13 protein-coding genes are annotated in these 15729 nt (G+C 73.2%); 7 read left to right on the top strand and 6 right to left on the bottom strand.

The annotated features are described in order from the left end of the window. Positions 1-62: 62 nt before the first annotated feature. Genes AB0G11_RS37935 through AB0G11_RS37925 form a run of 3 tightly spaced genes read right to left on the bottom strand, consistent with a single transcriptional unit; the run spans position 63 to position 3660 of the window. The gene (locus AB0G11_RS37935) at positions 63-1715 is read right to left on the bottom strand and encodes a DNA repair helicase XPB (protein ID WP_219506264.1); all 1653 of its coding nucleotides are present in this window, start codon (positions 1713-1715) and stop codon (positions 63-65) included. 59 nt (positions 1716-1774) lie between these two features. Continuing rightward, entirely contained in the window at positions 1775-2134 is a 360-nt protein-coding gene (locus tag AB0G11_RS37930) for a hypothetical protein (protein ID WP_357591477.1), read from the bottom strand. Positions 2135-2160: 26 nt separating this feature from the next. After that, complete coding sequence (locus AB0G11_RS37925; protein WP_357591475.1) at positions 2161-3660, bottom strand: AMP-binding protein; 1500 nt, start codon at positions 3658-3660, stop codon at positions 2161-2163. 403 nt (positions 3661-4063) lie between these two features. On the opposite strand from AB0G11_RS37925, the gene AB0G11_RS37920 reads away from it, so the two are divergent. Then, complete coding sequence (locus AB0G11_RS37920; RefSeq protein ID WP_219506271.1) at positions 4064-4744, top strand: hypothetical protein; 681 nt, start codon at positions 4064-4066, stop codon at positions 4742-4744. On the opposite strand, the gene AB0G11_RS37915 is transcribed toward AB0G11_RS37920, so the two are convergent. Next, positions 4722-7052 (bottom strand): helicase C-terminal domain-containing protein, encoded by a 2331-nt coding sequence (locus AB0G11_RS37915; RefSeq protein WP_357591473.1) that lies wholly within the window; start codon positions 7050-7052, stop codon positions 4722-4724. The two genes, AB0G11_RS37920 and AB0G11_RS37915, sit on opposite strands and share 23 nt — an antisense overlap. A gap of 45 nt (positions 7053-7097) precedes the next feature. On the opposite strand from AB0G11_RS37915, the gene AB0G11_RS37910 reads away from it, so the two are divergent. Further along, positions 7098-7835: a hypothetical protein gene (locus AB0G11_RS37910; RefSeq protein ID WP_357591471.1), complete on the top strand. Its 738-nt coding sequence runs from the start codon at positions 7098-7100 to the stop codon at positions 7833-7835. A gap of 3 nt (positions 7836-7838) precedes the next feature. Here AB0G11_RS37910 and AB0G11_RS37905 read toward each other — a convergent pair whose 3' ends face one another. Next, the gene (locus tag AB0G11_RS37905) at positions 7839-8456 is read right to left on the bottom strand and encodes a TetR/AcrR family transcriptional regulator (RefSeq protein WP_219506276.1); all 618 of its coding nucleotides are present in this window, start codon (positions 8454-8456) and stop codon (positions 7839-7841) included. A gap of 99 nt (positions 8457-8555) precedes the next feature. Between AB0G11_RS37905 and AB0G11_RS37900 the strand changes: the two genes are divergently transcribed. Beyond that, positions 8556-9176 carry an HAD family hydrolase gene (locus tag AB0G11_RS37900; RefSeq protein ID WP_219506277.1) on the top strand — a complete coding sequence of 207 codons (621 nt, stop codon included), beginning with the start codon at positions 8556-8558 and terminating at the stop codon, positions 9174-9176. Between the two features lie 88 nt (positions 9177-9264). Continuing rightward, on the top strand, positions 9265-9660 hold the full coding sequence (locus AB0G11_RS37895; RefSeq protein WP_219506279.1) for a cold-shock protein: 396 nt from the start codon (positions 9265-9267) through the stop codon (positions 9658-9660). Here the strand turns inward: AB0G11_RS37895 and AB0G11_RS37890 are convergent. After that, on the bottom strand, positions 9657-11162 hold the full coding sequence (locus AB0G11_RS37890; protein ID WP_219506281.1) for an MFS transporter: 1506 nt from the start codon (positions 11160-11162) through the stop codon (positions 9657-9659). The genes AB0G11_RS37895 and AB0G11_RS37890 overlap by 4 nt on opposite strands. Before the next feature lie 191 nt (positions 11163-11353). Here AB0G11_RS37890 and AB0G11_RS37885 point away from each other — a divergent pair, with 191 nt between their 5' ends. The 3 genes from AB0G11_RS37885 to AB0G11_RS37875 all read left to right on the top strand — a co-directional run bounded on the left by AB0G11_RS37885 (position 11354) and on the right by AB0G11_RS37875 (position 15729). After that, complete coding sequence (locus AB0G11_RS37885) at positions 11354-12154, top strand: DUF3027 domain-containing protein (protein WP_219506284.1); 801 nt, start codon at positions 11354-11356, stop codon at positions 12152-12154. 77 nt (positions 12155-12231) lie between these two features. Continuing rightward, the gene (locus AB0G11_RS37880) at positions 12232-15273 is read left to right on the top strand and encodes a hypothetical protein (RefSeq protein ID WP_357591470.1); all 3042 of its coding nucleotides are present in this window, start codon (positions 12232-12234) and stop codon (positions 15271-15273) included. Positions 15274-15381: 108 nt separating this feature from the next. Beyond that, on the top strand, positions 15382-15729 hold the full coding sequence (locus tag AB0G11_RS37875) for a YciI family protein (protein ID WP_357591468.1): 348 nt from the start codon (positions 15382-15384) through the stop codon (positions 15727-15729).

Genomic DNA, 15729 nt, shown 5'->3' with positions numbered 1-15729 from the left:
GCGGAGTCTCGTGGACGTGAGGCACTAGACCTGGCCTGGCCGCTCTTACGGAGCGGCCGGGCTCACACCCCGCCCAGCACGTCGTCGGCGTCGATGATCTGGTACGCGTATCCCTGCTCGGCCAGGAACCGCTGACGATGCGCCGCGAACTCCTGGTCGACCGTGTCACGGCTCACCACCGTGTAGAAGCGCGCGCCGCCCCCGTCGGACTTGGGCCGCAGCACCCGCCCGAGCCGCTGCGCCTCCTCCTGGCGCGACCCGAACGTGCCCGACACCTGGATGGCCACCGCCGCCTCCGGCAGGTCGATGGAGAAGTTGGCCACCTTCGACACCACCAGGACCTGGATCTCCTTGTCGCGGAACGCCTGGTAGAGCCGTTCGCGCTCCTTGATCCGCGTCTCGCCCTTGATGACCGGCGCGTTCAGGTGCTCGCCCAGCTCGTCGAGCTGGTCGATGTACTGGCCGATGACCAGCACCTGCTCGCCCAGGTGCCGCCGGACCAGCGCCTCCGTCACGTGCGTCTTGGACGGCGTCGTCGCGCAGAACCGGTAGCGCTCCTCCGCCTCGGCCATCGCGTACGCCAGCCGCTCCTCGTCGCTCAGCGTGACCCGCACCTCGACGCAGTCGGCCGGGGCGATCCAGCCCTGGTTCTCCATCTCCTTCCAGGGCGCGTCGTAGCGCTTGGGGCCGATCAGCGAGAACACGTCGCCCTCGCGGCCGTCCTCGCGCACCAGCGTCGCCGTCAGGCCGACGCGGCGGCGGGCCTGCAGGTCGGCGGTCATCCGGAAGATCGGCGCGGGCAGCAGGTGCACCTCGTCGTAGACGATCAGCCCCCAGTCGCGGGCGTCGAACAGCTCCAGGTGGCTGTAGACGCCTTTGCGCCGGGTCGTCATCACCTGGTAGGTGGCGATCGTGACCGGGCGGATCTCCTTCTTCGAGCCGGAGTATTCGCCGATCTCGTCCTCGGTCAGCGAGGTGCGCTTGAGCAGCTCCTGCTTCCACTGATGGGCGCTGACCGTGTTGGTGACCAGGATGAGCGTCGTCGCCTGGGCGTGGGCCATCGCGGCCGCGCCGACGATCGTCTTGCCCGCGCCGCACGGCAGCACGACCACGCCGGAGCCGCCGTGCCAGAACGCGTCGGCCGCCTCCTGCTGGTAGGGGCGCAGCGACCAGCCGTCCTGCGCGAGCTTGATCGTGTGGTGCTCGCCGTCGACGTAACCGGCCAGGTCCTCGGCCGGCCAGCCCAGCTTGAGCAGCGCCTGCTTGACGTTGCCCCGGTCGCTCGGGTGCACGACGACCGAGTCGCCGCCCAGCCGCTCGCCCAGCATCGGCTGGATCTTCTTCGAGCGCAGCACCTCTTCGAGCACGGCCCGGTCGGTCGAGGTCAGCACCAGGCCGTTGACCGGGTCCTTCTCCAGGCGCAGCCGGCCGTAGCGGGCCATGGTCTCGGCGATGTCGACCAGCAGGGCGTGCGGCACCGGGTAGCGGCTGTGGCTGATCAGCGCGTCGATGACCTGCTCGGCGTCGTGCCCGGCGGCACGCGCGTTCCACAGCGCCAGCGGCGTCACGCGGTAGGTGTGGACGTGCTCGGGCGCCCGTTCGAGCTCGGCGAACGGCGCGATGGCCTTCCGGCACGCGTCGGCCTTCTCGTGGTCGACTTCGAGCAGCAGCGTCTTGTCGGACTGGACGATGAGCGGGCCGTCGTTCACCAGCATCCCTTCTACGGTTGACGCCTATCCAACACGCGCGAAGGCCAATACAGTCCCCGGACTGGCTAGTCGTCCTCTAGATAGCCGTTGACGCCGAGGAAGACGAACAGGCCGACGGTCAGCACGAACCCGGCCCCGAACAGCACCCAGCTCCACACGACCATGGACCGGGCGGACTCGGGGGAGGCCGAGGCCCGCATCGACAGGCCGGCCAGGATCGCGCCGGGGATGCCGAGCAGGTTGCAGCAGCTCACCACGGCCAGCAGGTTGAGGACGAGGGAGACGATCGCGTTGGCGCTGGGCTGGTTGCGCGGAGGCGGCGGTGGATAGCCGTAGCCATAGCCGTATTCGGGAGGTGGCTGCGAGCCGTAGTCTGCGCCGTAGGGCTGGTACGGATAGCCGCCGGGCTGATCCTGCTGGCTCATGCCACCTCCTGTCCGGTCAACATTTATCACGGATTGGTCAGGTGCCCTGCCCGAATGCGGGCCCTCAGGGCCTTGCGGTCCAGCTTGAGCACGCTGGTGACGGGGATGGCGTCGACGAACGTGATCTCGCGCGGATACTTGACCCGGCCGACCCGGTCGCGGGCCCAGGTGATCAGCTCGTCGGCGGTCGCCGTCGCGCCCGGCCCGAGCTGGACGAAGGCCACGACCTCCTCGCCGTGGCGCGGGTCCGGCCGGCCGACGACGCCGGACATGACCACGTCGGGGTGGGCGTTCAGGGCGTCCTCGACGTCGCGCGGGAAGACGTTGAAGCCGCCCCGGATGATCAGGTCCTTCTTCCGGTCGACCACGTACAGGTAGCCGTCGTCGTCCACGCAGCCGAGGTCGCCGGTGCGCAGCTCGCCGCCGGCCAGCGCGGTGCCGTCGGGGTCGGGCTCGTGCTCGCCCCAGTAGCCGAGCATCAGCGCCTCGCCGGCCACGCAGATCTCGCCCACGTCGCCGGGCTCGACGGCCTCGCCGTCCGTGTCGCGGATCGTGATCGTGTAGCCGGGCAGGGGCAGCCCGGCGCTGCCGGCCTTGGGGCGGTCCGGCGGGTTGAAGGTGGTGACGGCGCTGGTCTCGGTCAGCCCGTAGCCCTCCAGGACGCGCACGCCGGGCATCCGGCGCTCGAACTCCGCCAGCGTCTCGCGGCCGAGCGGCGCCGCGCCGCAGGTGAGGAAGGCGAGGTCGGGCAGCGGGTGCTCGTCCAGCGGCTCGGCCAGCAGCATCCGCAGCATGGCGGGCACCACGGTGCCGTACTGCACGCGCTCCTCGGCGGCCAGCCGCAGGAACAGCCCGGGGTCGAACCAGCGCATGAGCACGGCCTGGGGCGGCTCGGTGGCGTGCATCCCGGCGACGGTGACGATCAGCCCGTATGCGTGGGAGAGCGGGACGGGGACGATGGCGCGGTTGATCCCGGGCTGGTGTGACATGTCGTAGGAAGCCTTGGCCACCTGCCACAGGCCCGCGTGGCTGAGCATCACGCCCTTGGCCCGGCCGGTGGTGCCGCCCGTGTACATGAGCGCGGCGAGGTCGCCGGGGTCGCGCCGCACCGGCCCGTGCTCGGCCGCGCGTTCGAGCTCGGCGGTGCCGACATGGATGGGTACGTCCACCTCGGCTGCCTCGACGGTGGGCAGGAGCTCAGGGGAGGTGACGATCGCGCGAGCGCCGCTGTCGCGCACGATGTGGCGCAGCTCGGCGGCTCCGACGAGGAACACGACCGGCGTCACCACCGCCCCGGCTGCCCACAGCGCCTGGCAGACGACGGGCACGTCGGGCGAGGTGGCCATCATGACGACGACCCGGTCGCCGGGCCGGATCCCGGCCGCCACTAAGCCGCCGCAGACCTTCCTGGCCCGCTCGGCCAGGCTGTGGCTGCGGTGCCAGTTCCCCTCGTAGAACAGCGAGTCGTAGTCCTCGAACCGGTTCCAGGACTCTTCGGCCAACCGGCCCAGCGTTTGCTCGGTCACAGGTCCCAACTTGCTGCGCGCCTCGGCATGGAGTCAACCCTGTCCGCATCGACCGGACGGCTTTCCTGACTGGTCATTGTGGAGTGCGGTCCGCCTGCCCTTAAATAGGCATAAATCCGCCTCTGGCGTGATTCGTGTGCCCAGTGGGGGCCCGATCCACTTTTGAGGTGACTTATGGGGATAATGTGGCGCAGGTAGGCAACTCCGTACTTGTCAAACCCTGACTGTCCCGAGCAAGGGAGAGCATGATCGACATGGTCCAGCACCCATCCGCCGCCGAAGGTGCCTGGTCACGCCCCTCCGACGGGAAACCGGAACAATCCGTTGGCCCGCGATTACTGACGAAGGAAAATTACACCGCCGCACCGGTCGCGACTTTCCGTGAAAGTTCCAGAGGTGTCCAGTGACGAACGACACCGAACCCCGCCAGGGCGAAACGACGCTCGCCGACGGATTCCCGCCGCTCACAGACGTGACGGCCGCCCGGCTGACGCCCTGCGACGTGGCGCACCTGCTGCGCACCTACCTGGAGCCCGCCTGCTTCCCGCCCGCGGTGCGCCGCCTGGCCGAACGCCACCTCCTCGCGCTGGTCGGCCCCGAGGCGACCGGCAGGCGGCTGGGCGCCATCGCCCTGTTGTCGCGGATGCCGCTGGCCGAGGGCAGCATCACCATCCTGTCGCCCGCCACGACCGTGCCCGACCTGCTCGCGCGGATGCCGTTCGACCCCGGCCGCGCCTACCTGCTGCCCGACTGGCCGCACGCCGGGCAGCCGCTCACCCCGCTGGCCCGCGCCCTGGCCGAAATCGGCGCGTATCTCGTCGTCACCCACACACACCCCACCGACCTGCAGCATCCCTGGGCGCCGCCGCCGGGAGGCGACCTCTACGACCTCTGCCTGGCGACCTTCGGCACGCCGCCGCACCGATGCGCGGCCGACCTCGCGGCGGGCCGTGACCACGCCGCCACCCTCACCTCACCGGCCGCCATCGTCGCGCTCGCGACCCAGGTGACCCGCCTGGACACCCCGATCGCCGAGCTCGTCCCCGCCGGGCCGGCCGACGTCAGATCCCCGAGACCCCGGTGATCCGGTGCAGCGCGAACCGGTGCACCGCCGCTCTCGTCTCGTCGTAGGCGGTCAGATAGCCGCCCTCCATGCGCGCCGGCTCCAGGATGCGGGAGGTCGCGTTGCCCTGGGAGTCGAGGTAGCCGATCCACACCCGCACGCCCTGCCGGATCGCGTCCTGGAGGGCGGAGATCGTCGCCGTGGCCGGGGTGCGGGGGAGCTGGCCGCCGGGGGAGTCGACGGGCTCGCGGCGCGCCAGGTGGGCCGCGTCACCGGCGCGCAGGGCGCGGACGGCCGCCACCGCCACCTCGGGGTCGAGGCCGTTGGGTGAGCTCAGCGGGCGGACGGGCGGGCCGCCCTCGGTGCGCCGGCTGTCGAGCTGGGTGATGATCACGTCGCCGTCGAGCGACTCGGGGACCGGCGCGTACCCCATGGCGCGCAGCGAGTCGACCAGGGCCGCCCGCGACGAGCGGGAGGCGATCACGGTGGGCGCCAGGCGGCGCAGCCGCAGGGCGGCCGAGCGGCGGTCGGCGGTGAGCTGGTCGAGCAGCGCCGGGTCGTCGCAGCGGACGTACGCGCTGGCCGTGCCGACCCGCATCCGCCCGTGCCGCCGGGCCACGTCGGTCACCAGGTAGGACAGCGCCTGCGGGACCGGGGTGGCGGAGTGGCGTTCGAGCATGGCCAGCAGATCCTCGGCCGCCTGCCCGGCGTCCAGGGCCCGCCGGATGGAGCTCTCGGCGAACCGGTAGACCGTCGCGCCGCCCTTGGACTCGACGTCGGCGGCGAGCGTCATCCACCGGTTGAGCTCGCTGGTGAGCGGGCCGGGGGCGACGGCGGTGAGGTCGGCCTGGAGCAGCACGTGGTCGACCGGCTCGGGCAGCAGCGGGGCCAGCGCCGAGGCGGGGTCGTCGCCGGTGAGCAGGGCCCGGCCGTGGCCGGACAGCGCGCCCAGCCCGGTCAGCCCGAGCTGCTCGGCCTCGCGCAGCGCGAACTCGGTGAGCTGCTCGCGCAGCGGCCCCCGGCGGCGCGGCTGCTCCCAGGCGAGGCGTTCGAGCACGGAGTCGCGCGAGGGCGCCAGGCCGGGCGCGGCGGCGAGCACGCCGAGCGTGGCGGCCCGTACGGCCGGGGCCGACGAGCGGCGCAGATCGGTGTGCAGGGCGTTGAGCGGCCGGTCCCGGTCGTCGCGCTCGCCGACGAGGCCGGGCACCCGGTCCATGTGCAGCCAGGTCGAGGCCAGCGTCACCCACCGTTCGGCGGTGCCCTTGACCCGCCACAGGTCGTAGCCGGGCGTGGGCAGCCACTCGCCGTCGACGTTGCCGCCCGCCGCGACCAGCCCGGCCGCGTGGGCGACCTCCACGACCAGCGCCGCCGCCCACTCGGGCAGGTCGAGCTCGGTGGCGGTGCGCTTCATGTCACGCACGCCGAGGCCGCCGGTGCGCAGCACGCCCGGCGGGTCGATGCTCCACCGCTCGCACAGCTCCTCGACCGCCCGGACGAACATGAACGCCTGCCCGGCCGCGGTGCCGTCGCTCAGCTTCGGGTCACGGGCGGCGCCGTCGAGCGCGGGCGGCACGGCCAGCAGGTCGCGGTGCACGCGCCCGCCGCGCAGGTAGAGGCCCACCTCGCGGGGCAGGACCACGCTCTCCTCGCCGGTCGCCGCCAGCAGGCCGCGCGCCAGCAACTGCTCGATGGGCGAGCGGGCCGAGCCGATGCGCACCTCGCGCCTGGCGTTGGGCACCCGGCCGGTCGGCGGCCCCCAGGCGAGCTGGTCGAGCGCGGCCCTGGCCTCCGGCGAGACGGCCTCGACCAGGGCGGCGGGCTCGGCCAGCACGGCGGCCAGCCGCTCGCGGCCCGGCCCCTCGGTGCCGGGCGCGATGTCGTCGGCCATCTCGTCGAGCTGCTCCGGCGGATGGTGCCGGAACGCCGCCTCGGCCGTCGGACCCAGCCCGGCCGGGTCGTCGAGCGCCTTGCGCACGCCCGGGGCCAGGTCGAGCGCCGAGTCGGGCCCGTACACGAGTGCCAGGCCGCGCAGGTGGTCGAGCGCGGCGGTCAGCGCGGGCTCGGGCTTGCCCGCCGCCAGCGCGCCGCCGATCAGCTCGCGCAGCGCCGTCTTCCTGATCGGGCCCGGTTGTACGGCGAGCGTCTCGACGACGGCGAGCCGGAACCGGTCGAGCCGGTCGAGCACCCTGGCGATCGCCGACGGGCTGCCCGCCCGGGAGGCCAGACCCTCCAGGTGGGCCGGCACCGGGGTGATCAGCTCGGGGCGCGCTGACACCAGCGCCCGCAGCTCCTCGTCGGAACGCCCCCTGATCCACTCCGTGAACTCCATCGTTGCCATGGTATGTCCCTGCTCGTTGAGGCAGCATTGCTTGGCGTGATGGAGCGAGCGGACCAGCTCATACTCAACTACGTCAGCAAGGCCGCTGACGCGGCGTACGGCGTGCTGAGGCCGGAGCAGCGGCTCGACTTCACCAGGCGGCTGCGCGCCCGCATCGAGGAGGAGCGCGGCGGCAGCCAGAACGCCCGCGACGTGGCCAGGGTGCTGGCCCGGTTCGGCGATCCGGCGGCGCTGGTGGAGCGCGAGGCGCGCCGCCTGGCGGACGCCTCCGCGCCGTCCCCGGCCTCGCCTGGAGCGGGTACGGGAGCCGCGCGGTCCGGCACGACGGCGGCCTTCCTCAGGGCCGTGGACGACGCCGTGCCGCCGGGCGTGGCGCACTACCGGCGCGCGGCCAGGACCGTGACCAGGACCGTGGTCAAGGACCGTCCGCGCGAGGCCGCCGCCCTGGTGGTCCTGGTGGTGGCCGCGCTGCTGGTGCCGTTCGACCTGCCGGCCGTCGCGATCTTCCGGCCGCCGGCGATCGCCTGGGGGGTGGCGGCGGCGCTGGTGATGTCCAGCGAGACCTGGACGCTGCGCGACCGGCTGATCGGCGCCGGTGCGCCGATGCTCGGCTACACGGCGGGCGGCGTGGTCGTGGGCGGCCTGCGGGTCGGCGACCGGCCGGGGCTGGAGGCGTTCGTGCGGGAGTTCTTCAACACCAGCGGGATCATGTTCATGATCGGCGCCGGGGCGGGGGTGTGCTGGCTGTTCCTCCGGCTGCTCGACCGCGGCTGAGCCTCAGGTGACGGGCGCGGGGGTGGGCGTCAGGCCCGCCGCCAGCCGCACCCAGGCCGCGACGAACTGGTCCTTCTCGGCATGGCCCGGCGTCTCGCCCACCGTCTCCTGGAACAGCCGGTACTGCACGACCGACCCGCCCAGGACGGCGGCGATACCCGCCCAGTCGAGCTTGACGTCGCGATACTCCGGCTGGGTCTCGAACCAGCTGACGATCGCGTCGAACATCGGCTGCAACAGCCCCTGCCGCACCACCGCCACCAGCTCGGGGAACTGGCTGAGGTCGCGGAAGAAGACCCGGGTCAGCTCCGACTCCTCGCGCACCTTGGCCAGCCCGGCCCGGCACAGCAGCGACAGCCGCTCCTCCAGTCCGGCCGAGGACTCCATGCCGTTCAGCTCGGCCAGGCTCTCGGCGATCTGGCCGCTCGTCCTGGCCGCGTGCTCGTTGATCGCCGCGGCCAGCACCTCGTACTTGGACTTGAAGTGCCGGTAGAGGCCGCCCGCGCCGGGGGAGAGCCCGGCGGCGGCCTCGATCTCGGCGACGGACGTGGCGGCGTAGCCGCGCTCGGCGAACAGCCGCAACGACTCGTCGATGATCCGCTCACGCGTGCTCGTGGCCATCTGTTTCCCGCTACCTCCGGCAGATAAGTAATTCCTTTCCTACGGTCCCACAACAACCGCCGTTACACGTATCACCCCGTTCTTTGGCATCCTTCACATGTGGCGACATCGGTGGGTTTTGATCTGGACATGACACTGGCTGATACGCGAGCGGGGATCGCGGCGGTCTACGACGAGCTCTCCTCGCGGCTCGGCGTCCCGATCGACAGCGCGCTGGTCGTCACGCGGCTCGGCCCGCCGCTCGAACAGGAGCTGGCCTACTGGCTGCCGCCGGAGGAGATCCCGGCCGCGGCCGACCTCTACCGGGAGATCTACCAGGACGTCGGCGTGCCCTCGCACGTGGCGATGGAAGGGGCGCACGAGGCGATCGAGAGCGTGCGCGCGGGCGGCGGCCGCGTCATCGTGGTGACCGGCAAGAACGAGCGCGACGCCACCAGCACCGTGCGGCACCTCGGGCTGGACGTCGACGAGGTGGCCGGTTCCGTCTTCGGCGCGGCCAAGGGAACGGCGCTCGCGAGGTTCGGCGCGGCGGCTTATGTTGGTGACCATGTGGCGGACATCGCGGCGGCGCGGGCCGGAGGCGCGTTCAGCGTCACGGTCGCGACCGGCCCCTACAGCGCGGGAGAGCTGCGCGAGCACGGCGCCGATGTCGCCCTGGGCGACCTGACGGAATTCGCCACCTGGTTCGCCGGATGGCGCCCGCACGCCGAACTCGTGTAATTCATCGGCATTTACCCGGTCGCCCCGTCGCTCTACGGGGCATAACCTACGTCCATCCCTATCACGACTGTTTGAACGAGGTCCTCCTGTGCCGAGTGGCAAGGTCAAGTGGTACGACGCCGACAAGGGTTTCGGCTTCCTCACCCGCGACGACGGCGGTGAGGTCTTCGTGCATTCCTCCGCGCTTCCTGCCAATGCCGGGCCACTCAAGCCGGGGCAGAAAGTCGAGTTCGGCGTCGCCGAGGGCCGCCGCGGTCAGCAGGCGCTCTCGGTGCGCATTCTCGACCAGCCGCCGACCCTGGCCAAGACCAAGCCCAAGGGCAAGCGCAAGAAGCCGGACGAGATGGTGGTCATCGTCGAGGACCTGATCAAGTTGCTCGACGGCGTGTCCACCTCCTACCAGCGTGGCAAGCATCCCGAGGCGGCCCACGCCAAGAAGATCGCGCAGGTGTTGCGGGCGGTCGCCGACGACCTGGACGCCTAGCCGTTCGGGTTCGTCAGCGGCTTGGTCCTGTCGAGCGGCTCGGTCCGCGGCTCCGGCTCGGGATGCCGGACCCGGACCGCCCGCTTGGCGGCCCGGACGCGGCGGCGCCGGGTCACCACCAGCCAGCCGAGCACGGCGGTCAGCGTCACGGCCAGCGTGACCAGGCCCGCCGTGCTGCTCTCGGTCAGCGACAGGACCAGCCCCACCAGCCCGCCGAACACCCAGGCGAGCTGCAGCATCGCCTCGACCACGCCGAACGTGGACGAGCGCATCTCCTCGCCGATCTCCCGCTGCACGATCGCGTCGAGGGCCAGCTTGCCCAGCTCCTGGGCGAACGCGGTGACCAGCGAGATCGCGACCGCCGCCCACAGGCCGAAGAACACCGCCGACACGATCATGGTGACCACCGTCAGCGCCAGCGTGACGAGCACGAGCGCGCCCGGAGCGTGGTTGCGCGCCCAGTTGGCCACCACCGCCCCGATCAGGCCGCCCAGCCCGGCCGCCGCCGCCAGCACCGCGATCGTCTTCGGCACGTCGAAGAACGGGTCGGGCTCCGCCAGCCACGGCACCCCGCCGTCCTGCACCAGGAACAGCAGGAAGAACAGCAGGAACCCGGAGAACAGCCGGATGGCCACGTTCGCCCACACGGCCTCGGCCACCGCCGGGCCCACGTTGAACAGCGTCCGCCAGCGCGGCGCCCGGCCCTCCGCCGGCGTCTCCTCCTCCAGGTCCGGCGAATCCACGTGCCGCGGCAGCCGTACGGCGAAGACCCCCGCCACCAGGAACGCGACCATCGCCACCCGCAGGATCGCGGCGCTGCCCAGCCACGCGGTCAGGCCCGCGCCGACCGGCACCATCACGCCCGCCGTCACCAGCGAGAACAGCGCCACCCGCGCGTTGGCCGAGACGAGCGTGATGTCGGCGGGCAGCACGCTCGGCATGATCGCCGCGCGGGACACGTTGTAGGCCTTCGACAGCACGAGCACGCCCAGCGCCCCGGCGAACAGCGTCGGCAGGTCCTGCGGGCCCACCGCCGCCGCCATCGCGAAGCACAGCAGCCCGCGGCCGAACAGCGTGCCGGCCATCACGTAGCGGCGGCCGGACCTGAAGCGGTCCAGGATCGGCCCCACGAACGGCGCCAGCAGCGCGAACGGCAGCATCGTGATGACCAGGTAGAGGGCGACGGGCCCGCGCGCCTCGCCGACCGGGAGCCCGAAGAACACGGTGCTGGCCAGCGCGACCGTGACGAGCGTGTCACCCGCGCTGTGCCCGGCGGTGAGCTCGATCAGGCGGCCCAGGCCGGTGCGGTCGGCGCCGTTGGCGTGGGTGAGCCGCCGGGTGGCCCGGCCGACCTTGCGCGCCCCGCCCGCGGTGGCCCGGCCGGCTCGCGCGGTGCCGCCCGCGGTCGCCTTCGCGGCGCGCGCGGTCGCACGGCCCGCGCCGGCGACGCCGCGCCCCACGCGCCGCGAGATCTCCCGTGCTCGCTCCCAGCCTCCCTCCACGCCTACCAGTCTTACCCGATTCCTTGGCGATCTCCGCGCCGGATCCCCTCCACAAGGGTCCCCTCCCACCCGCTCGGGGTCCTGGTGGGCGCGGATCTCGTGCCCGGATCCGCGTCAGTCGGCCCCGCGAGGTCCGGGCATGGGTGAGAATGAAGTGTGAGCGAACAGCACCTTTCGGCGGAGGCGGGCCGATGACCCGTGCCAGGACCCGCGTCTCCGCCCCCGACCAGGCCTGTGTCGCCGCCGTCGATCTGGCGCGCACCGCGGCCGAGGAGCTGGCGCGTCCGGGCGAGCCGGGCGAGCACCTCGGTTTCGAGAGCGAGGGCGACCGGATCGTCACCCATTACTTCGCCTGCCTCGACCGCGCCTATCGGGGCTGGCGCTGGGCCGTGACCGTCACCCGCGCCTCGCGGGCGAAGAAGGTCACGGTCAGCGAGGCCGTCCTGCTGCCCGGCGCCGGCGCGCTGCTGGCGCCCGAGTGGCTGCCGTGGAGCGAGCGGCTGCGGCCCGGCGACCTCGGCGTGGGCGACCTGCTGCCGACCGCCGAGGACGACGACAGGCTGGAGCCGGGCTTCACCGAGACCGACGACGACGTCGAACACCAGATGATTTTCGAGTACGGCCTGGGCCGGGCACGTGTGCTCTCGGCCGTCGGCAAGGACCGGGCGGCCAGACGCTGGCACTCGGGCGAGCACGGGCCGCACACTCCGATCGCACACGCCGCGCCCGCGCAGTGCTCCACCTGCGGCTTCTACTGGCCGCTCGCGGGTGGGCTCCGGCGCACGTTCGGGGTGTGCGCCAATGAGTACGCGCCCGACGACGGCAAGGTGGTGGCCGCCGACCACGGCTGCGGCGCCCACTCCGAGGCCGCGGTCATGCCGCCGCCCGTGGAGCAGGCCACGCCCATCCTCGACGACCTGGGCTACGACCTGATGGAGGAAGAGGCCGGCTCGGTCGACGAATCCGCCTCCGAGGAGCTCGGCCACTCCTGATCGTTTCTGGCGGGGAGTGTCGGCGCGGGCCGCTAGCCTACGGTGGCCCCCAACTCTCTACCCCGGGATCGTGATCGATGACCGACACCTTTGGCGCCGACCGGATGCGAGCCGCCGTGCTCGCCGCGTGGACGGCCTCGCCCGCCAGGTTCCGCGAGGACGCCAACGCCGAGGAGGACTTCGCCCTCGGCGGCTACCGCGACCGGCTGATCGTGGAGCTGGCGCAGAACGCCGCCGACGCGGCGCTGCGGGCAGGCGTGCCAGGGGTGCTCCGGCTGACGTTGCGCGGCAGCGTGCTGACGGCCGCCAACACCGGCGCGCCGCTGGACGCGACCGGCGTGGAGGGCCTGTCCACGCTGCGCGTCTCCGGCAAGCGTGACGAGGCGGGCGCGGCCGGTCGGTTCGGCGTCGGGTTCGCCGCCGTGGTGTCCGTCTGCGACGAGCCCGCCATCGGCTCGCGTGAGACGGGCGCCGTCCGTTGGTCGCGCGCCGAGACGGCCGCGCTGGTGGGCGCGGTGCCGGAGCTCGCGGGCGAGCTCGCCTCGCGCTCCGGGCACGTGCCGCTGCTGCGCCTGCCGTTCGCCGCCGACCCGCTCGACGTCCCCGAGGGCTTCGACACGCTCGTACGGCTCCCGCTGCGTGACGAGGCGTCGGCCGTGGCGGTGCGCCGCATGCTGGAGGAGACGAGCCCGGCGCTCCCGCTCGGCATGCCGGCCCTGGCGGCCATCGAGATCGACCTCGACGGCACGGTCCGGACGGTGTCGGCCGACGGCTGGCACGTGGTGTCCGATTCCGGTGAGTTCGGCCCTGACGAGGTGGCCGAGCTGTTCGCCGACCGTCCCACCGAGGAGCGGGCCCGGCCGTTCTGGTCGGTTCGCTGGGCGGTGCCGCTCACGGCCGGCGGCGAGCCCGCCGCGCCGCCCGCGACGGTGCCCCCGGTCGTGCACGCGCCCACGCCCAGCGACGAGCCGCTCGACCTGCCGGCGCTGCTCATCGCGTCGTTCCCGATGGCCACCGACCGGCGTCACGTGGCGCCGGGGCCGCTGACCGACTTCCTGGTCGAGCGGGTCGCCGACGCCTACGTCCGGCTGATGCGCGAGCTGCCGCGCACCCCGAAGCTGCTCGACCTGGTGCCCGCGCTGATGGGCAAGGGCGAGCTCGACGCCCGCATCCGGCGGGCCGTGCTGCGGCGGCTGCCCGGCACGCCGCTGCTGCCCGCGCTGTCCGCCCCGGCGCCCGCCGTGCAGACGCCGTCGTTCGCCGACGCCGAGGTCTACGAGCCCGACGCCGAATGGCAGGTCGAGCACCCGGCGCAGGAGCCCGGCGCCGACGGCTGGGTGGTCGCGGGCAAGGAGGCCGCCGTGGTCGCCGGGTCCGGCGAGCTGCTGGCGGCCGTCGCCGACTTCGTGCCCGGGCTGCTGCCCGCCGGCTGGCCCGCCCGCCATCCGGCGATGGCCTCGCTCGGCGTGCGCCGCGTGGAGCTCGCCGACGTGGTCGACCTGCTGTCGGGCGAGGTCGTCGAGGGCAGGGAGCCGTCGTGGTGGCGCTCCCTCTACGACGTGCTGCCGGCCGACGACCCCGAGTCGCTCGGCGCTCTGCCCGTCCCGCTGACCGACGGCCGCCTGGTGCGCGGCCCGCGCGGCACGCTCATCCTGGAGCCCGGCTCCGTACGCCTCGACGCGGGGCTCGACCTGGCGCCGCTCGGGCTGCGGATCGTGCACCCCGACGCCGCGCACCCGGTGCTGCTGCGGCTGGGCGCGGCCGAGGCGAGCCCGCGCACCATCCTCGAAGACCCGCTCACCAAGGCCGCCGTCGGCCAGTCGCTCGACAGCCCCGACCCGGAGCCGGTGGCGCGTGCCGTGCTGTCGCTGGTCGAGGCCGCCGGGCTGGCTCCCGGCGAGGCGCCGTGGCTGGGCGCGCTGGCGCTGCGCGGCGCTGACGGCGAGCTCTACCCGGCCGGTGAGCTGATGCTGTCCGGCGGCGCGCTGGCCGGGCTGCTGGAGCCCGACACGCATCTCGGCGTGGCCGCGGGCGAGCTGGAGGAGACCTACGGGCCGCGCGTGCTGGCCGCCGCCGGGGTGCTCGACGGGTTCGCCGTCGTGCACGACTCCGACGTGCTGCTCGACCACGACGACTGCGACCACGACCTGGACGGCGAGGACGAATGGCTCGACCACGTCCTCGACCTGCTCCCCGAGCTGGACGTGCCGCCGGTGGTGCCGGAGTTCGCCGCCGTGCGCGACCTGGAGCTGGTGGCCGACTGGCCGGCCGCGCTGACGCTGCTGACCAGGCCGCCGCTGCGCGCTGCGCTCCACCCGCTGCGCGTCGAGGGCGTCGAGGTGCCCTCCTACACCGCGTGGTGGCTGGCGGGCCACCCGGTGCTCGGCGGGCGCAAGCCGCGCGAGCTGCGGCTGCCGGGCGCCGACCCGCTGCTCCAGGGCCTCTACGGTGACGCGCCCGCCGGGCTGGACGAAGGCGCGCTGGCGATGCTCGGCGTGCGCACCACGCTGGCCGAGCTGCTCGACTCCCACGGCGGCCCGGAGGAGCTGCTCGACCTGATGGCCGACGAGTCCATCGTGGTCGACCGGGCCCAGTTGCGGGCGCTGTGGGTCGCGCTGGCGGGGGTCGAGCCGTCCCGGGTGGCGCCGCCGCCGAGGCTGCGGGCGGTGCTCGGCGGCGACATCGTGGTGGCCGACGCCGAGGACGTCGTCGTGGTCGAGGCCCCCGACCTGCTCCAGCTGGTGACCCGTCATCCGCTGGTGCTGGCCCCGTACGACCTGGCCGAGTCGCTGTCGGAGCTGCTCGACCTGCCGCTCGCCGGCGAGCTGACCTCCGGCGAGGTCACCTCGTCCGGAGAGACGCGGCCGGTGCCGCCGCAGGTGCGCTCCCTGCTGCCGACGGCGCCCGAGACGTACGTCGAGCACGAGAAGCTGCTGGTCGACGGCGCGGAGTGCACGTGGCGCTTCTTCGAGGGCACCGTCCACTGCACCGGCGTCGACGGGCTGGCCCGCGGCCTCGCCTGGGCCACCGGCCAGTGGAACGACCGCCTCGCCGTGGCGGCGCTGCTCCGCGACCCGGCCGCCGTTCCTCTGCTGCTGGCGGAGGCGGATCTGTCGTAGCCGGAAAGTTTTTCCGGGTAGGTGTCCTTCTGGCGGTGTCCCGTTCGTGGTTATGGCATGCGGCGGTCCTGCCGCACCTGACACGACGGGACATCGAGGAGTTCGAACATGAAGTACATGATGCTGATCATGGCCAACACCGCCGACGACAGCGGCCAGGCCCCCGGCTGCACGCCCGAGGACTGGATGGCCTACGACAAGGAAGTGCGGGACGCCGGGATCTGGGTCTCCGGGGAGTCGCTGGCCGACATGGTCACCGCCACGACCGTCAGGGTCGGCGCCGACGGTGAGCGCACCGTGACCGACGGGCCGTTCGCCGAGACCCGGGAGCTGCTGGGCGGCTTCTACGTCATCGACGTGCCCGACCTCGACGCCGCCCTCGACTGGGCGGCCCGCTGCCCGGGGGCGCGCGACGGCTCCGTGGTGGTCCGGCCGGTCGCCGACTTCGGGGTCTGA

The organism is Nonomuraea sp. NPDC023979, assembly GCF_040639085.1.
In the GTDB taxonomy this organism is placed as follows: Bacteria; Actinomycetota; Actinomycetes; order Streptosporangiales; family Streptosporangiaceae; genus Nonomuraea; species Nonomuraea ceibae.
The sequence above is the reverse complement of the archived record's forward strand: the minus strand, read 5'-3'. Positions and strand labels throughout refer to the sequence as shown.

Excerpts from the sequence above, each read along its gene's own strand:
- AB0G11_RS37935 (WP_219506264.1), bottom strand. The coding sequence starts at position 1,715 with ATGCTGGTGAACGACGGCCCGCTCATCGTCCAGTCCGACAAGACGCTG.
- AB0G11_RS37930 (WP_357591477.1), bottom strand. The coding sequence starts at position 2,134 with ATGAGCCAGCAGGATCAGCCCGGCGGCTATCCGTACCAGCCCTACGGC.
- AB0G11_RS37915 (WP_357591473.1), bottom strand. The coding sequence starts at position 7,052 with ATGGAGTTCACGGAGTGGATCAGGGGGCGTTCCGACGAGGAGCTGCGG.
- AB0G11_RS37905 (WP_219506276.1), bottom strand. The coding sequence starts at position 8,456 with ATGGCCACGAGCACGCGTGAGCGGATCATCGACGAGTCGTTGCGGCTG.
- AB0G11_RS37885 (WP_219506284.1), top strand. The coding sequence starts at position 11,354 with ATGACCCGTGCCAGGACCCGCGTCTCCGCCCCCGACCAGGCCTGTGTC.
- AB0G11_RS37880 (WP_357591470.1), top strand. The coding sequence starts at position 12,232 with ATGACCGACACCTTTGGCGCCGACCGGATGCGAGCCGCCGTGCTCGCC.
- AB0G11_RS37875 (WP_357591468.1), top strand. The coding sequence starts at position 15,382 with ATGAAGTACATGATGCTGATCATGGCCAACACCGCCGACGACAGCGGC.